We start from the raw sequence: 17,193 nt of genomic DNA, 5'->3' as shown, positions 1-17,193 counted from the left end.
GCCCGTATCAGGCCGATCACCCGCGATCACTCGTGAACCGGTAGGGACCGGCGTGTCGCCGAGGCATGTCGCATGGAGAAGGAAGTCGAAGCGTCTTGACGATCAACGAGAGCACCAAGACCGAGTCCGGACAGAGCACGAAGGCGGTAGCCGCCGCCGGGAAGGCCGCGTCGGGCGGGGCGCGGTCGCCGCTGTTGGATCGTCTGCTCGACGGCGTGCCGTACGCGCTCGCCTTCGGTGGGCAGGGTGCGCAGTGGTTGAGCGAGCTGGAGGAGATCGGGCGCGACAGCGCGCTGGAGCCGGAGCTGACCGCGCTGGTCAACGAGGCGGCCACGCTGCTCGAGCCGGTGGCCGCGCAGTTGCTGGTGGTGCGTCCGGTCGGCTTCGACCCGATCGGCTGGATGCTCGAGAACGAGCTGGCCGACACCGACGAGGGGGAGACCTCCGCGGCTCCGTCCGAACATGTGCTGCGTTCGGCCGCCGTGTCGATGCCCGGCGTGATGCTGACCCAGGTGGCGGCCGTGCGCGCGCTGCGATTGCAAGGTCTCGATCCGGCGGAGCACGCGCCGGTCGCGATCGTCGGGCACTCGCAGGGCCTGCTCGCCGCCGCGGCGGTCGAAGCCGGTGGCGCCCGTGACGCGGAGCTGCTCGCGGTGGCCCAGATGATCGGTGCCGCGGCGGGTTTGGTGGCGCGGCGGCGCGGGTTGATGCCGGTGGGCGAGCGCTCGCCGATGGTCGCGGTGTCGAATGTCGATCCCGAGCAGTTGCGCGCCGTGGTGGCCGAGGTGTGCGAGGGAGCCGATCCCGCCGCGACCGTGGTGGTCTCGATCCGCAACGGACGTCGGCGCGCGGTGCTCTCCGGTCCCCCCGCGCAGCTGGAGCGGGTGCGTCAGCGGTGCGCGCAGATGCACGACGAGCAGGCACGCGAGCGTGACGCCAAGGTGCGCGGCGGCTCGGTGTTCGCTCCGGTCTTCGAGGACGTGGCCGTCGACGTGGCGTTCCACCACCCGGCGCTGTCCGACACCGTCGAACTGGTGAGCAGCTGGGCCACCCAGTGCGGCCTGGACGCCGAACTGGCGGGCCGGTTGGCGCGGCAGATCCTGGTCGATCCGATCGACTGGGTGGAGGTCGTCGAGGGCGTGATCTCCGCGGGCGCGCAATGGATTCTGGACCTGGGCCCGGGTGATCTGCTGTCGCGCGTCACATCGGGCACGTTGAAGGGAACCGGCCTCGGCATGGTCGCGGCCGCCACCCGCGCCGGACAGCGCAGCCTGCTCACCCCGGGGGCAGCGCCGGAGCCCGCCACCCCGTGGTCGGAGTTCGCGCCGCGTCCGGTGCGGCTGCCCAACGGGCGCATCGTGGTCGAGACCGCCTTCACCAAGCTGACCGGGCGCTCGCCGATCCTGCTGGCGGGCATGACCCCGACCACGGTCGACGCGAAGATCGTCGCGGCCGCGGCGAACGCGGGCCACTGGGCGGAGCTGGCCGGCGGTGGACAGGTGACCGAGCAGATCTTCGCCGACCGGGTGACCGAGCTGAAGAAGCTGCTGCACCCGGGTCGCTCGGTACAGTTCAATTCCTTGTTCCTCGATCCCTACCTGTGGAAGCTGCAGCTGGGCGGCAAGCGGCTGGTGCAGCGGGCCCGCTCGGCAGGCGCCCCGTTCGACGGCGTCATCGTGACCGCGGGCATCCCCGAGCTGGAGGAAGCCGTCGCGCTGATCCAGGAGCTCACCGAGGTCGGAATTTCCCACGTCGCGTTCAAGCCGGGCACCGTCGCCCAGATCCGGGCCGTGCTGCGGATCGCCGACGAGGTGCCGGACTACCCGGTGATCATGCACATCGAGGGTGGTAAGGCCGGCGGCCACCACTCCTGGGAAGACCTGGACGACCTGCTGCTGGACACCTACGCCGAGCTGCGCAACCGCGCGAACGTGGTGGTGTGCGTCGGCGGCGGCATCGGAACCCCCGAGCGCGCGACGGAGTACCTCACCGGTCAGTGGGCTGCCCGGCACGGCTATCCCGTGATGCCGCTGGACGGCGTGCTGGTCGGCACGGCGGCGATGGCCACGCTGGAGGCCACCACCGCGCCGGAGGTCAAGCAACTTCTGGTGGACACCCCCGGCACCCCCGACTGGGTCGGCGCGGGCACCGCGTCCGGCGGAATGGCCTCGGGCCGTAGCCAATTGGGCGCCGACATCCACGAGATCGACAACGCCGCCTCGCGCACCGGCCGCCTGCTGGACGAGGTCGCGGGCGACGCCGACGCGGTCGCCGCGCGCCGCGCGGAGATCATCGCGGCGCTGAACGCCACCGCCAAGCCGTACTTCGGCGATCTGACCACCATGACCTACCAGGACTGGCTGGAGCGCTACGTCGAGCTCGCGGTCGGGCTGGACCGCCGCAAGGACTTCGACTGCGGCAGCGACCTGGGCGACGCGATCGCGGAGGCCACCAGCTCGGTGTGGCTGGACATCACCTGGCGCGAACGGTTCGCGGAGATGATGCGCCGCACCGAGGCCCGGCTGCATCCGGCCGACCGCGGCGAGATCGCGACGCTGTTCGCCGCCGACGAGGATTTCGAAGACCCGGTCGCGGCGCTGTGCACCCTGAAGGACGCCTACCCCGCGACGGCGCAGACCCTGCTGCACCCGGCCGACATCCCGTTCTTCATCGCGTTGTGCAAGACGCCGGGCAAGCCGGTGAACTTCGTGCCGGTCGTCGACGCCGACGTGCGCCGCTGGTGGCGCTCGGATTCGCTGTGGCAGGCGCACGATCCGCGCTACTCGGCCGATCAGGTGTGCGTCATTCCCGGCACCGTCGCGGTCGCGGGCATCACCCGGGTCGACGAGCCGGTCGGCGAGCTGCTCGACCGCTTCGAACAGGACACCGCGTACTCGCTGGTGCGTGCGGGCGTGACGCCCGCCGCGGTGGACGCGCGCCGCACGGCGGGCGTCACCAGCGGCCCGATCGACGCCGTGCTGGCCGCCCCGGACGTCCAGTGGGCCGGGCGCACCACGATCAGCCCGGTACACCGGCTCGGCGACCTGTCCGAATGGGTCGTCGACGGGAAAGGCGCGGTGCATCCGCCCAGCGGCGCGACACTCGCCGAGACCACCGGCCCCGAGCCGGAGAACAGCTATCTGGAGCTGACCGTCCCGCTGCTGGCGGGCAACGCGGTGCGCATCCGGATCACGGTGCCGACCTCGGTCTACAACGGCGGCGCCCCGGTGGTCACCGAGGCCGACGCCCACGAGGCCATGGCCGCGCTGCTCGCGGTCGCCGCTGGCCAGGATCTTCCGGAGGTCAAGGGCAGGGTCGCGCACGTGAACCTGGCCTGGATTCCGGATCTGATCGCCGACCACGCCGGCGTCACCGGTTCCGGCCTGCCCGCCACGCTGAGCACGCTCGGCCGTACCGTGCCGGATGTGCTGGTCGGCGCCTGCTGGCCCGCCGTGTTCGCGGTGCTGGGCGCGACCCGCACCGCGAAGGGCGAGAGCGTCATCGAGGGCATGCTGGACCTGGTCCACTTGGACCACCAGGTGCACCTCGCCGGTGAGCTGCCCGCCGAGACCAGTGTGCTGGCGGTGCGCGCGGAGGCCGGGGAGACCCTGGACACCGACCTCGGCCGCGTCGTCGAGGTGCACGTGCGGATCACCGCCATGCTGGACAAGCCCGAGACCGGGATGTCGATGCCGGTGCTGGCCACCCTCACCGAGCGTTTCGCGATCCGCGGGCGCAACGGCGCGGGCGAACTGACCGATCCGCCGCGCGCGGCGGGCACGGTGTCCGACGCGGCCACCGACACCCCGCGCAGGCGTCGTCGCGACGTCACGATCGTGGCGCCGCGCACCATGCACGCCTTCGCCGCCGTCTCCGGTGACCACAACCCGATCCACACCAGCGATTCCGCCGCGAAGCTCGCCGGGCTCGGCAGCCCGATCGTGCACGGCATGTGGCTGTCGGCCGCCGCGCAGCACGTCGTGTCGGCGGTCGATCCGGCCGCTTCGACCCCGGCGCGGACGCTGACCGCGTGGACCACCCGGTTCCTGGGCATGGTCCGCCCCGGCGCGCAGATCGATGTGCGCGTCGAGCGCGTCGCGGTCGACGCGGGCAGCGAGATCGTCGAGGTCTCCTGCCGGACCGAAGGCGAACTGGTGATGACCGCGACCGGTCGCACCGCGGCGCCGAAGACCGTCTACGCCTTCCCCGGTCAGGGCATTCAGCGCAAGGGGATGGGGCTGGACGCCCGCTCCCGGTCGAAGGCGGCCAAGGAGATCTGGGACCGTGCGGACAAGCACACCCGCGCGGCGCTCGGCTTCTCGATTCTCGCCGTGGTGCGCGACAACCCGACCTATCTGAAGGCGCGGGGCGTCGAACACCGGCACCCGGACGGCGTACTGCACCTGACGCAGTTCACCCAGGTCGCCATGGCGGTTCTCGGTGTCGCCCAGGTGGCGGAACTGCGCGAGGCCGGGGCATTCGTCGAGGACGCGCTGCTCGCGGGTCACTCCGTGGGCGAGTACAACGCGCTCGCCGCCGTCGCCGGGGTGCTCCCCTTGGAGGCGGTGCTCGAGGTGGTGTTCCAGCGCGGTTCCGCGATGCACGAGCTGGTGCCGCGCGACGCGCAGGGCCGCAGCGATTACCGGATGGCCGCGATCCGGCCCTCGCAGATCGGGCTGCCCGACGCGGAGGTCGTCGGCTTCGTCCAGGAAGTCGGCGAGCGGGTCGGGGAGTTCCTCGAGGTGGTCAACCTGAACCTGCGCGGGTCGCAGTACGCGATCGCGGGCACGGTGGCCGGGCTGGACGCGCTGGAGGAGGAGATCGACCGTCGCCGTGCCGAATTCGGCGGCAAGCGGGCGTTCATCCTGGTCCCCGGCATCGACGTGCCGTTCCACTCGACGGTGCTGCGCAAGGGCGTTCCGGAGTTCCGGCAGAAGCTCGAGCAGCTGCTTCCGGTGGATCTGCGCCCGGAGGTCCTCGTCGGCCGCTACATCCCGAACCTGGTGCCCCGGCTGTTCTCGCTGGAGCGGGCGTTCGTCCAGGAGATCGCGGATCTGGTGCCGTCCGAGCCGCTCACCGCCGTGCTGGCCGACTTCGACAGCTGGGCGGCCCGGCCGACCGAGCTGTGCCGCGTGGTGCTGGTCGAGTTGCTGGCCTGGCAGTTCGCCAGCCCGGTGCGCTGGATCGAGACGCAGGACCTGCTGTTCACCGATCCCGCGCAGGGCGGCCTCGGCGTCGAGCGGTTCGTCGAGATCGGTCTCGGCGCCACGCCGACGGTGGCGAACCTGGCCAGCCAGACACTGAAGCTTCCCGCGTTCGGTGACGCCACGGTCGAGGTGCTCAACATCGAGCGCGAGGCCGCGATCGTCTACGCGACCGACACCGACCCCGCGCCGGTCGACGAGCCCGTCGAGGAGCCTGCGGCCACCGCGGCTCCGGCGGCGGCCGTCGCCGCCGCTCCCGTGGCAGCGCCCGCCCCGAGCTCGGGGGGTCCGCGTCCGGACGACATCGCGTTCACCGCCGCCGACGCCACCCGCGTGCTGATCGCGCTGTGGACCAAGCTGCGGCTGGACCAGATCGGCCCCGTGGACACCATCGAGGGTCTGTGCGACGGTGTCTCCTCCCGGCGCAACCAGCTGCTGGTCGACCTCGGCTCCGAGCTCTCGCTCGGCGCGATCGACGGCGCGGCCGACGCAGACATGGGCGCGCTGTCGGCGACGGTGGAGCGGCTCGCCCGTACCTACCGTCCCTTCGGCACGGTGCTCACCGACGCCATCGGCGATCATCTGCGCAAGGTGTTCGGCCCGTCCGGCAAGCGTCCGGCCGCCATCGCGGATCGGGTCACGAAGGTCTGGGAACTCGGTGACGGGTGGGCCAGCCACGTGACCGCCGAGGTGTCGCTGGGCACCAGGGAAGGCACCAGCGTGCGCGGCGGTGATCTGGGCGGGCTGGTCTCCGGCGCGCTGGGCGACGCCGCCTCGGTCGACGCGGCCATCGACGCCGCCGTGCAGGCCGTCGCGGCCCGCCGCGGTGTCGCGGTGTCGCTGCCCTCGGCGGGCGGCGGTGGCGGCGCGACCGTCGACGCCGCGGCGCTGGGCGAGTTCACCGAGCAGATCACCGGGCGCGACGGCGTGCTGGCCACGGCCGCGCGCGTGGTGCTCGAACAGCTCGGACTGTCCGAGCGGGTCTCCGCTCCGGAAGCGTCCGATGACTCCCTGGTCGACCTGGTGTCGGCCGAACTGGGTGCGGACTGGCCGCGCCTGGTCGCGCCCGCGTTCGACGCCCGCAAGGCGGTGCTGCTGGACGACCGGTGGGCCACGGCGCGCGAGGATCTGGCCCGGTTGTGGCTGGCCGACGACTCGGGCAGCGCGAACGGACCGGTCACCGGGTTCCTCGGCGCGGGCGAAGCCGTCGCGGCGCAGGCGAACTGGTGGCGGCAGCGGGCGATGCACGAGGCGCGTTCGGTGCTCGCGGGTGTGTACGAGCGCATCGCCGAGGCGGCGCTGAGCACCGAAGAGCCCGGACTGTGGTCCTCGGACATCGCGGTGATCACCGGCGCCAGCAAGGGATCCATCGCCGCGGCGGTGACCGGCAGGCTGCTCAGCGGTGGCGCCACGGTGGTGGTGACCACCTCGGCGCTGAACGACGAACGCCTCGGCTTCTACCGGAAGCTGTACCGGGACAACGCCCGCCACGGCGCGGCCCTGTGGGTGGTGCCCGCGAACATGGCGTCCTACCAGGACGTCGACGCTTTGATCGACTGGATCGGCACCGAGCAGGTCGACAGCGCGGGCGGCGCGAAGATCAAGATCAAGGACGCGATGACGCCCACCCTGCTGCTGCCGTTCGCGGCGCCGCGGGTGGCCGGTGATCTCGCCGACGCGGGCGCTCGCGCCGAAATGGAAATGCGCGTGCTGCTCTGGTCGGTCGAACGACTGATCGGCGGGCTGTCCAAGCTGGGCGCCGATTACGACGTGGACGCGAAACTGCATGTGGTGCTGCCGGGTTCGCCCAACCGCGGCATGTTCGGCGGCGACGGCGCCTACGGCGAGTCGAAGGCGGCGCTGGACGCGGTGGTCGCCAAGTGGCGGGCCGAGAAGTCGTGGTCGGCCCGGGTCACCCTGGTGCACGCGCTGATCGGCTGGGTGCGCGGCACCGGCCTGATGGGACACAACGACCCGATGGTCGAGGCGGTCGAGAAGGCAGGCGTGCAGACCTGGTCCACCACCGAGATGGCCGACGAACTGCTCAAGTGGTGCACCTCGCGGGCCCGTCAGGTGACCGCGACCGGCCCGCAGCAGATCGACCTGACCGGCGGACTCGCCCGCGCCAAGCTGGACCTGCCCGCGCTGGCCAAGCAGGCCGCGGAGCAGGCGGAAGTGGAGACCGACGCCGACGCGGGCCGCACCATCGCCGCGCTGCCCGCGCCGCCCACCGTGACCTCCGCGCTGCCGGTGCCGGAGTGGAGCGAGGTGGCCACGGACCTGGCCGACATGGTGGTCATCGTCGGCGCGGGCGAACTCGGCCCGTACGGTTCGGCGCGCACTCGCTTCGAGATGGAGGTCTCCGACGAGCTGTCGGCGGCGGGCGTGCTGGAGCTGGCCTGGACCACCGGCATGGTCATCTGGGAGAACGACCCGAAACCGGGCTGGTACGACGCCGAGTCCGGCGACTACGTGCCCGAGCACGAACTGGCCGAGCGCTACCACGACGCCGTCGTCGCCCGCTGCGGTGTGCGCCGCTACGAGGACGACGGCGCCATGACCGACAACTCGGCGCCGCTGATGACCTCGGTGTTCCTCGACCAGGACCTGTCGTTCACGGTGGGCGGCGAGGCCGAGGCCCGCGCCTTCTACGCCGCCGATCCGGAGCACACGGTGATCACGCCGGTCGCTGACTCGGGTGACTGGACCGTGACGCGCAAGGCGGGCACCGAGATCCGGGTGCCGCGCCGGGCCAAGCTCTCGCGCACCGTCGGCGGCCAGATCCCGACCGGCTGGGACCCCACCATCTGGGGTATCTCGCCCGATATGGCCGGGTCGGTGGACCGGGTGGCGCTGTGGAACATCGTCTGCACGGTGGACGCGTTCATCGGCTCCGGGTTCAGTCCCGCCGAGCTGATGAGCTGGGTGCATCCCTCGCTGGTCGCCAATACCCAGGGCACCGGCATGGGTGGCATGTCCTCGATGCGCTCGCTGTACGTCGACAACCTGCTCGGTGAGCCGCGCCCGAACGACATCCTGCAGGAGGCGCTGCCGAACGTGGCGCTGGCGCACGTGGTGCAGTCCTACGTCGGCAGTTACGGCGCGATGGTGCACCCGGTGGCGGCCTGCGCCACCGCGGCGGTGTCGGTCGAGGAGGGCGTCGACAAGATCCGGCTCGGCAAGGCCGATCTGGTCGTGGCGGGCGGATACGACGACCTCGGCATCGAGGGCATCGTCGGCTTCGGTGACATGTCGGCCACCGCGGATTCGGCGGCCATGAGCGCCAAGGGCATCAGCGACCGGTACTTCTCCCGCGCCAACGACCGCCGCCGCGGCGGGTTCGTCGAATCGCAGGGCGGCGGAACGGTCCTGCTGGCGCGCGGCAGCGTCGCGCTGGAGATGGGTCTGCCGGTGCTCGGCGTGGTGGCTTACGCGCAGTCCTTCGCGGACGGTGTGCACACCTCGATCCCGGCCCCTGGTCTGGGCGCGCTGGGCGCCGGTCGTGGCGGGGCGGAGTCCAGGCTGGCGACCGAGCTCCGCAAGCTCGGCGTGACGCCGGACGAGATCGCGGTGGTGTCCAAGCACGACACCTCGACGGCGGCCAACGACCCCAACGAGTCGGAGCTGCACGAGCGCCTCGCGACGGCCATCGGTCGCTCGGACGGCGCTCCGCTGTTCGTCGTGTCGCAGAAGACCCTCACCGGGCACGCGAAGGGCGGCGCGGCCGCCTTCCAGCTCATCGGCCTGTGCCAGGTGCTGGAGCAGGGCGTCATCCCGCCGAACCGCAGCCTGGACTGCGTCGACGAGAAGATGCTGGCCTTCCCGCACCTGGTGTGGCTGCGCGAGCCGCTGCGGCTCGGTGATCGCCTTCCGCTCAAGGCCGGTCTGGTCACCTCCCTCGGCTTCGGCCATGTGAACGGCCTGCTGGCGGTCGTGCACCCGGAGGCGTTCATCCAGGCCATCGAGCCGGGACGGCGCGAGGAGTACCAGCGCAGGGCGCAGGAGCGTCAGCTGGCGGGCAGGCAGCGGTTCGTGGAGGCGATGTGTGGCGGCGCGCCGCTGTACGAGCGTCCCGCGGATCGCAGGCTCGGCGGCGACGGCACCCCCGCCAAGCGGGCTCGTCAGCTGGAGGCCGACGTGCTGCTCTCGCCGGAGGCACGTCTGGCGCAGGACGGCTCCTACCGCGCTAAGGGCATCGGATGCGCGTAACCGGAAGCGCGGCGGGGCAACTCGCCGCGCCGGGTCCGCGCGCGGGCTCGCCGAGTACGTCGTAGGCTGCCCGCCTATGACGATCCTCGGTATCGGCTTGGACTTGGTGACCATCTCCGAGTTCTCCGAACAGCTCGAACGCGCCGGAACGACCATGCTCAGGGAAAGTTTCACCGCGGGAGAGCGGCGCTACTGCCAGAGCAAGGGGACCGACCCGGCGCGCAGCTACGCGGCGCGGTGGGCGGCGAAAGAGGCGGTGCTCAAAGCCTGGGCATCGTCCCGGTTCGCCCGCCGCCCGCAGATCGGGGACAACCCGTATCCGCTGATCGAGGTGGTCAACGACGCGTGGGGCAGGCCGAGCATCAAACTGCACGGCCTGGCCGCGGAATTCCTGCCCCGGGTGCGGGTGCATCTGTCGCTGACGCACGACGGCGACACCGCCGCCGCGATGGTGGTGCTCGAGGACCCGGGCGAGCTGGCCGATCTCATCGAGGGCCGCGACAGCGCCGGGTGAGCCGCACGGTGGTCCCGGTTCCCGCCGGGACCACCGTCATCGCTCGCTGCCGGTGCGCGACTCCTTCTCCGCGACGAGCAGGTAGGCGACCATCAGCCGCTTGAGTTCGGCGACCGCTTCCGCACTGCTCTGCTCGTCCTGCACCGAGAAATTGAGCATCGAATAGACCACGTGCACCAGCACTTCGGCCATCATGGTGCGCCGTACCCGCGGGGTGCGCGGGGTGAGCGGCCGCAGCATCTGCGACACGACCTCGGCGAACTGCTTCTCGTGGATCGCGCCCGTGGCCCGGGTGGACGGCGTGGACTGCATGGCCAGCCACACTTCCCGGCGGGACGGGTCGGTCATCCAGAGGTTGGCCAGGTGGTCGACGAACTGGTTCATGTGCCGCAGCCAGTCCAGCGACGGGATCTCGCCGTGGAAGTCGGCCAGCTCCTGGGAAACCGCAACCAGGTCTTGGCGATTCAGCTCACAGACGATGACGTACTTGTTGGCGAAGAACTGATACAGCGTGCCGATCGGCACCTCCGCCCTGGCCGCCACCTCTTCGCAGGTGAACGATTCGAACCCCACCTCGACGAGCAGCTCCCTGGACGCCTGGAGCAAGGCGTCGAACTTTCGTTTGCTGCGTTCCTGCGTCGGCCGGCGTCGCGGCATGAGCTCCTGTGGGTCGTCCTGCAACTCCAACGCAGGGTCCACACGGTGCTTCGACCTGGCCTCCGCGCGTACGTCCACGCATCCAGGCTAACGGTAGCGGCAAGCGGGCGATACGCGCATCCGCCGTTCGGATCCGGGCGGCTCGAGTTCCGCTACCCATCCGTAACCGATGTGGTGCCGAACACATACCGAGCGCGCGTGCATCGCGACGTGTGTTCCGAGCAGGGGAATCCATGGGGCTCATGGCTTTCGGCAAGCGTGAGCTCGGTCAATGCACAGAGGGAAGGCGTGATCAGTGGTAGCTGAATCTGTGGTGACTCTCGGCGTTTCCACCGAACGCGGTGCCGTGCACGCGGTAGCGCTCGCCGACGGCAAGAAGCTCGCCGACCGGGTGCTGCTGCGGCGGGTGGTGCGAGCGGACGGTGACGGCAAGGCCGACGTGGCCGCGGCGGTCGAGGCCGCGCTGAGCGCCCTGGCCGCGGGGCTGGGCTCGGAGTGGGCGATCGGGGGCGTCGCGGTCGCCTATCGGGACGCCGCCGAGCGGCGCGCCATCGTGACCCGGTTGGCGGCCGGTCCGTGGCACAGCGCCTCGATGGTCTCGGTGAAATCGGCCCACTTGAGCGTGGCGAGCATGATGACGTGGCTCGAGGCCCACGACAACCTGCTGATCTGCGAGGTGGTGCCCGGGTACCAGGCGTTCACCCTGGTCGACCGCGGCCGCCGCCGGGTGCTCGCCGCGGTGGGGCAGGCGGGCCGGGCGACGCCACGGTCGCTCGGCATGGGCGTCGCGGCGGCGTGGGAGCAGTTGGACGCGGCCGACGCGCGGCCGGACGCGGTGGCGCTGATCGGCTCGGCGGGCGCCGGGTCGGTGGTGCTTGCGGCGGTCGAGAAATTCGGGGCGCCGGTGATCCCCTGCACGATAGGGGCTTTCGCCTCCGCCGCGGGCGCGGCGTTGAGCGTGCGACTGGAGCAGGACACCTGCGCCGACTCGGTGAGCGAGCCGCACCGGGCGCGCGGCGGAGTCGCGGTGTTCGCCGCGGCCGGGGTACTGGCCAGCGGAATGGTCGTCGGCGGGAGTTACCTGCTGAACGACTCCTCGCGGCCTGCGCCGACCGTCGTGTCGGACGCCCGGATCGAAGGCGCCGGCGCGTCGCATCCGGCAGACCAGGTCCGGCCCGCGGATACCGAGGCGCCCGAGCCGTCCGACGGGCCGCTCGGCTCCGGCGCCGATGCCGGCGCGACCGGAGTGCAGTTTCCGGAGCCTCGGTGGGGTGCCGCACCGCGTCCGCTGCCGCTGGTCGCCGCCGATGCCACGAACGGACCGGAGACGAACGCCTCGGCGCCGCTGGTGCCGGGTACCGGGGTCCCGGCCGACCGCGTGGTCGCCGCGCCCGACGGCGCGCTGTTGTTCCCCGGCGAGGCCCCACCGCCCGCCGTATTCACCCCGGAAGCCGCGGACTGGTGGGACGAGCACCTGCGTTTGATGGCGCAGTGGGCCGCCCAGCAGGTGTTGCAGGCCTGATCCAGCCGAACCGCGGCCCGACCTCGGCCCGGCGCCCCTGCGGCGCCGGGCTTTTCGCTGCCTGCGGGTTACACAGACAGGTCGCGGCGCAACTTGGCGACGTGGCCGGTGGCGCGCACGTTGTACTGCGCGACGGCGATCTTGCCCTCTTCGTCCACCAGGAAGGTCGAGCGGATGACGCCGACGACCGTCTTGCCGTACATGGTCTTCTCGCCGTATGCGCCCCAGGCGGTGAGCACGGCGCGGTCGGGATCCGACAGCAGTGGGAAGGTCAACTGCTCCGCGTCGCGGAACTTGGCCAGCTTGGCCGGCTTGTCCGGGGAGATGCCCACCACGTCGATGCCCGCGCCGTCCAGGTCGGCCAGGTTGTCGCGGAAGTCGCAGGCTTGCTTGGTGCAGCCGGGCGTGCTCGCGGCGGGGTAGAAGTACACGATCACCTTGCGACCGCGGTAGTCCGACAGCGAGACGTTCTTGCCGTCGGCGTCGGGAAGCGTGAACTCGGGGGCGGTGTCGCCCGGGGAGAGTCGTTGGTTGGTGGTCACCTCCAGCACGGTATCCGAAGGTCCGGACAGGTGATCCGCGCGCGGCCGGATAGAGCGGGGTGGCGGCGGATACACTCGTCCGCGAGCCCCGGGTGCCGCACGAAAGGCCGAGCATGCGGCGTGATCGTGCACCGGGTGCGGCAATCGACAACAGGAGGGTGGAACGTGGCAAGGGATACCGAGCGGATCGAGCAGGAGATCGAGGCCGCCCGCACTCGGCTGGCGAGCACGCTCGACGAACTCGCGGTACGCGCGGACCCGCATCGCATCGCGGACGACACCAAGCAGATCGTGGTCGGGAAGCTGAACGAGCCGAAGGTGAAATACAGCCTGATCGGCGCCGCCGCCCTGGTCGTCGGGCTGGTGCTGCTCAAAATCTTCCGCTGAGCTGGAAAAACGACGACACCCGGTGTGGCATCGCCCACCGGGTGTCGTCGTTTCGCGGTCGGTTCAGACCGTCGGGCAGGCGAAGCCGTCGCCGTCGGGATCCAGGTGCGGGCCGTAGCCCGGTTCGCCACGGAACAGCGGCGCACGGCCCGCGTTGCGGGCGTCGTCGCAGTTGGCGAAGGCGCCACCGGCCGAACCGGTCTGCGACAGACCGGCCGAGCCGGTCGCGGCGGAGCCGGTGTCGACGGCCGAGGAACCCGTTCCGGCGGATCCGGACGGAGGGGCGGCTAGGGCGGCGGGAGCCGCGAGAAAGGTCAGTCCCGCGACGGCCGCGCTGACGGAGAGCCGGCGAACGTTCATGTATTCCTCTATGTGGTTGCTGCGGTGGATGCGGCGTCCGACCGGACGCCGCATCCACTGTTGTGACGGGCCGCTCTCTTGTCAACCTCGGGGGGACGGAACTAGGGCATTAGGGGATCCTGCCCACCAGCGCCGCTGATGTGCTGTGCGGGGATGTTTCCCATGCGCCCGGCCTGGTAGTCCTCCATCGCTTCGATGATCTCCGCGCGGGTGTTCATGACGAACGGCCCGTACTGCACCACCGGTTCCCGGATCGGCCGTCCGCCGAGCAGCAGCACTTCGAACGCTCCGGTCCGATTGTCTTGGCGCGCATCGGCTGTCACGCTGATCGCGTCTCCGCGGCCGAACACCGCCAGCTGTCCTTCGCTCAGCGGCCTGCGTTCCGCGCCGACCGCCCCGCTGCCGGAGAGCACGTACGCCATCGCCGTGAACTCTTGCGGCCATGGTGTTTCCAGAATCCCGCCGGGAGTGATCGACGCGTGAGCGTAGGCGATCGGGGTGTAGGTCGAACCGGGACCGGTGAACCCGCCGACCTCCCCGGCGATGAGCCGGACCAGCGCGCCGCCGTCGTGCGAGCTCACCAGCGTCAGTTCGCCAGCGCGCAGGTCTTGGTAGCGCGGCGCGGCGAACTTGAGCGCGCGCGGCAGGTTCACCCAGAGTTGGATGCCGTGGAACCACCCGCCCGAGGCGACCATCTCCTCCGGCGGCACCTCGTCGTGCAGGATGCCGGAGCCCGCGGTCATCCACTGGGTGTCACCCTCGCCGATGACGCCGCCGCCGCCCTGTGAATCGTGGTGCACCATGGTGCCGTCGAGCATGTAGGTGACCGTCTCGAAGCCGCGGTGCGGATGCCAGGGCGCGCCCTTCGCCTCGTGCGGTTCGTAGGCGACCGGGCCCATCTGGTCGAGCAGGATGAACGGATCGGCGGTGCGCAGGTCCATGCTGGGAAACGGCCTGCGCACCTCGAAACCCGCGCCTTCGCGCTGTTTGTGCGCGGTGACCACGCTCCGGACCGGTCGTTCGCGCAGGGTCGCGTCGAGACGGGGGAGGCGTGGCAGGACCATGATGTCGGGCACGGTGACGGCGGGCATGGGGACCTCCTCGGGAGTTAGTGTCCATGTCAACCAACCGTGACTACACTTCATTCCCATGGTCCGGTGGTTGAGTGACGACGAGCAGGCGACTTGGCAGGCATATGTGCGGCTGCGCCAGCGTTTGGACGGGGCGATTTCGGCCGGCCTGGCCGAGGACGGTCTGTCCCTGGCGGACTACGAGTTGATGGTGGCGTTGTCCGCTGCCCCCAACGGTTGTCTGCGCGCCAAGGAACTGGCCGCCGAGGTGTGCTGGGAGAAGAGCCGGTTGTCCAAGCATCTGGCCAGGATGGACGCGCGCGGTCTGGTCGAGCGGCGGCCCGCCGAGGAGGATGCCCGCGGCATCATCGTCCAGCTCACGCCGGAAGGGCGCGTCGCGTTGGAGCGGGCCGCGCCGAACCACGTCGATCTGGTCCGTCGCGTCTTCATCGAGCCGATGACGGCGGATGAGGCGCGGGTGCTGCGCGCACTGGCGGACAAAGTGGTCGCCGAGGTGGAGCAGGTGACCGAACTCGGCGCGTGAGCGGCGCGGTTCGTTCTCCTGCGGGGACGCTATCCGGCGTCGGTGTCACGCCGTCGCCATCGGCGCCACCACGGGGCCCGCACGGGGGCCTCGCCGGCCCCCGCTCGGGAAGGGGCCCCCGTCGCGCGGCTCGGCTGCTCGCGCTGCGGCCGCGCGGACTCGCGCCACTGGCGGACGATGTCGTCCGCGTTCACCGGAGCGATCGGCACGAACGGTCCTTCCGGCATCCGCAGCCAGTCCACGATGCGTTTGTTGAGTTCCCGCACGGCCGCCCGCACCTGTCGTTCGCTGGTCGCATCGCGCACGTCTTCGGATAGGTGCTCGATATCGCGCCGTAACAGCAGCGACGGTGGCAACAGCGCCTCACTGCCGACTCCTTCGCGGCGTAGATAGCCGCGCAGCCACCAATCTTCGTCGTAAGCGGAACCCGCCCCGGGAATCGGCTTGCCGGTGCCGGACAGGTTGTCGAATTCGCCGCGCTCGGCCGCCTCGCGGATCTGCTTGTCGACCCACGATTCGAACGTCTGCTTCGCCGGTTTGCGCTCGGTCATCGCGACGGCGGTGTCGACGGAACCATGTCACCACTCTACGGAAGTCTGTAGTAGACGTCGAAAATCTTGTGCTGAAACCCTTTTGGCGGATGATCAGGACCACGGCGTGATCGGCGGCTTCACCCAGAGCAGCTTCTCGTCGGTGTGCTCCCGTCGAGCCGCGGGATGCTCCGGATGGCGGGCGGCCCAGTCGTCCTTCTCGGTCAGTAACCGCGCCACCGTAGTCCAGGTCTCGTCCGTGCTCGGCGGATTAGTCGCGGCGGCCCTGGCCAGTTTGCGCCGGACGGACGCCGTCATCGCGAGCACCTCGGAGCCGGTGATGCCACGGTGCCAGAGGTAGCTCGCCAGCCGTCGCGCTTTCTCGGCGCGGCTCTTGGCCGCCACGTCGTTGTGTGCGTAGTCGGTCACGGGCACGTCCACGGGTCGCAGGTGGCATCGACCCTAGCCGACCGGGCGTACCGGCCGGAATGCGCCGCGGCCTCCCCATCGGCGGATGGGGAGGCCGCGGCGCGAGGCGGACTCAGTACGCGCTGTCGACGTTGTCCATCGAGCCGTAGCGGTGCGCGGCGTAGTTGCAGGCGGCGACGATGTTGGCGACCGGATCCCAGATGTCGAAGGGCGTGCCCGCGACGTGGTAGGTGGCGAACGTGGGGTCGATCACCTGCAGCAGGCCCTTGGACGGGATGCCCATGGCGGCATTGGAGTCCCACAGGTTGATGGCCTGGGGATTGCCGGTGGACTCACGCATGATGTTGCGGTGGATGCCCTCGTAGGTGCCCGGGATGCCGTTGGCCTGCATGATGTCGAGCGCCTGATGGATCCAGCCGTCGAGGTTGTCCGCGTAGACCGGCGCGGCCGGGACAGGCATCGGGGCCGGAATCGGCTCGGGAGCGGGCGCGGGCGCCGGAGCGGGGGCGGGCATCGGCGCGGGGATGGCCTCCGCGACCGGGGCGGCGACCACGGCGGGCGCGGCGGCGGCCTCGGGCTGCTGCTCGGCCACCATGGCGATGCGAGACGGGACGCTGTCATCGGCCACGGACGCCGCGGAGCAGGCGGCCACGGCGACGACACCCGCGGCGGCGACGGCCACGGTGACGGTTTCGCGGAGCGAGGGGCGACGAAGGGTGGAAAGGCGTCTGTCAGGCATTCGAATCGGTTCCTTTATCGGGGACTTACTCGATCCGGGCCGCAATTGGGCAGCACGGATCCTGCGGCGTACGCTCGGGGCGTTCGCCGAAAACGGCCATGTGCTGTTGTGTGGTTTTGTTGTGGGGGACGATGATGTCCCCGGAACGCGACGCGGTTCGTGTGTGCGGCGCCGGATCGCCCTCGATGGGCTCGGCCGCGGTGTCGCGCGGGACTTCGCATCTCGATGCGAAGAGACGGGGCGGAAGTGTGGATCGCGGGTCCGTCGCCGGATTCCGCTCCGCCGATCACGTGGCGGGCAGTCGCCTGCCGGTGATCGTTACCGAATCGGTGTCTACAACTCCTCGGGCTGACCAAACTTCAGGTCGCTTCGTGACCTGATTGCAGAATGGTCACGCTTGGTTAACAAAGGGTGAACGAAACCTGAATGATAGGCGTTGGCGATCTTGGAAAGCCCAGGACGCAGTGGCCGAATCGTTATCCAAGC

12 protein-coding genes are annotated in these 17,193 nt (G+C 70.7%); 5 read left to right on the top strand and 7 right to left on the bottom strand.

Annotated elements, in window-relative coordinates; all coding sequences use genetic code 11:
- The first annotated feature begins 95 nt into the window (after positions 1-95).
- Positions 96-9,413, top strand: a complete 9,318-nt coding sequence (locus ACZ6DL_RS28135; RefSeq protein WP_466055566.1) for a fatty acid synthase subunit beta domain-containing protein — start codon at positions 96-98, stop codon at positions 9,411-9,413.
- A gap of 76 nt (positions 9,414-9,489) precedes the next feature.
- A complete protein-coding gene (acpS, locus tag ACZ6DL_RS28130; RefSeq protein WP_040865364.1) occupies positions 9,490-9,927 on the top strand; it encodes a holo-ACP synthase AcpS in 438 nt (145 codons plus the stop codon).
- A 36-nt stretch (positions 9,928-9,963) separates the two neighbouring features.
- Here the strand turns inward: acpS and ACZ6DL_RS28125 are convergent, their stop codons facing one another.
- A complete protein-coding gene (locus ACZ6DL_RS28125) occupies positions 9,964-10,584 on the bottom strand; it encodes a TetR/AcrR family transcriptional regulator (RefSeq protein WP_227954938.1) in 621 nt (206 codons plus the stop codon).
- Positions 10,585-10,879: 295 nt separating this feature from the next.
- On the opposite strand from ACZ6DL_RS28125, the gene ACZ6DL_RS28120 reads away from it, so the two are divergent.
- Complete coding sequence (locus ACZ6DL_RS28120) at positions 10,880-12,106, top strand: hypothetical protein (protein WP_466055563.1); 1,227 nt, start codon at positions 10,880-10,882, stop codon at positions 12,104-12,106.
- 68 nt (positions 12,107-12,174) lie between these two features.
- Here the strand turns inward: ACZ6DL_RS28120 and bcp are convergent, their stop codons facing one another.
- Positions 12,175-12,648 (bottom strand): thioredoxin-dependent thiol peroxidase, encoded by a 474-nt coding sequence (gene bcp, locus ACZ6DL_RS28115; protein WP_393236807.1) that lies wholly within the window; start codon positions 12,646-12,648, stop codon positions 12,175-12,177.
- A gap of 165 nt (positions 12,649-12,813) precedes the next feature.
- On the opposite strand from bcp, the gene ACZ6DL_RS28110 reads away from it, so the two are divergent.
- Entirely contained in the window at positions 12,814-13,035 is a 222-nt protein-coding gene (locus ACZ6DL_RS28110; protein ID WP_040865367.1) for a DUF3618 domain-containing protein, read from the top strand.
- Positions 13,036-13,098: 63 nt separating this feature from the next.
- On the opposite strand, the gene ACZ6DL_RS28105 is transcribed toward ACZ6DL_RS28110, so the two are convergent.
- Both ACZ6DL_RS28105 and ACZ6DL_RS28100 read right to left on the bottom strand, forming a co-directional pair.
- Entirely contained in the window at positions 13,099-13,395 is a 297-nt protein-coding gene (locus ACZ6DL_RS28105; RefSeq protein WP_040865425.1) for an excalibur calcium-binding domain-containing protein, read from the bottom strand.
- Between the two features lie 101 nt (positions 13,396-13,496).
- Positions 13,497-14,486: a pirin family protein gene (locus ACZ6DL_RS28100; protein WP_466055560.1), complete on the bottom strand. Its 990-nt coding sequence runs from the start codon at positions 14,484-14,486 to the stop codon at positions 13,497-13,499.
- A 70-nt stretch (positions 14,487-14,556) separates the two neighbouring features.
- Here ACZ6DL_RS28100 and ACZ6DL_RS28095 point away from each other — a divergent pair, with 70 nt between their 5' ends.
- Positions 14,557-15,009 carry a MarR family winged helix-turn-helix transcriptional regulator gene (locus ACZ6DL_RS28095; RefSeq protein ID WP_466055558.1) on the top strand — a complete coding sequence of 151 codons (453 nt, stop codon included), beginning with the start codon at positions 14,557-14,559 and terminating at the stop codon, positions 15,007-15,009.
- 29 nt (positions 15,010-15,038) lie between these two features.
- Here ACZ6DL_RS28095 and ACZ6DL_RS28090 read toward each other — a convergent pair whose 3' ends face one another.
- The 3 genes from ACZ6DL_RS28090 to ACZ6DL_RS28080 all read right to left on the bottom strand — a co-directional run bounded on the left by ACZ6DL_RS28090 (position 15,039) and on the right by ACZ6DL_RS28080 (position 16,707).
- Complete coding sequence (locus tag ACZ6DL_RS28090) at positions 15,039-15,560, bottom strand: DnaJ family domain-containing protein (RefSeq protein WP_466055556.1); 522 nt, start codon at positions 15,558-15,560, stop codon at positions 15,039-15,041.
- Between the two features lie 93 nt (positions 15,561-15,653).
- Entirely contained in the window at positions 15,654-15,968 is a 315-nt protein-coding gene (locus ACZ6DL_RS28085; RefSeq protein ID WP_051174964.1) for a hypothetical protein, read from the bottom strand.
- 112 nt (positions 15,969-16,080) lie between these two features.
- A complete protein-coding gene (locus tag ACZ6DL_RS28080) occupies positions 16,081-16,707 on the bottom strand; it encodes a transglycosylase SLT domain-containing protein (protein ID WP_466055553.1) in 627 nt (208 codons plus the stop codon).
- Between the last annotated feature and the right edge of the window lie 486 nt (positions 16,708-17,193).

The sequence above is a fragment of the Nocardia sp. NPDC041819 genome, assembly GCF_055590505.1.
Note: the sequence above shows the minus strand (reverse complement) of the source record. Positions and strands in the feature narration are given on the sequence as shown.

Coding starts and splice junctions, on each gene's coding strand:
- acpS (WP_040865364.1), top strand. CDS start 9,490: ATGACGATCCTCGGTATCGGCTTGGACTTGGTGACCATCTCCGAGTTC.
- ACZ6DL_RS28080 (WP_466055553.1), bottom strand. CDS start 16,707: ATGCCTGACAGACGCCTTTCCACCCTTCGTCGCCCCTCGCTCCGCGAA.
- ACZ6DL_RS28105 (WP_040865425.1), bottom strand. CDS start 13,395: ATGAACGTTCGCCGGCTCTCCGTCAGCGCGGCCGTCGCGGGACTGACC.
- ACZ6DL_RS28100 (WP_466055560.1), bottom strand. CDS start 14,486: ATGCCCGCCGTCACCGTGCCCGACATCATGGTCCTGCCACGCCTCCCC.
- ACZ6DL_RS28125 (WP_227954938.1), bottom strand. CDS start 10,584: ATGCCGCGACGCCGGCCGACGCAGGAACGCAGCAAACGAAAGTTCGAC.
- ACZ6DL_RS28090 (WP_466055556.1), bottom strand. CDS start 15,560: ATGACCGAGCGCAAACCGGCGAAGCAGACGTTCGAATCGTGGGTCGAC.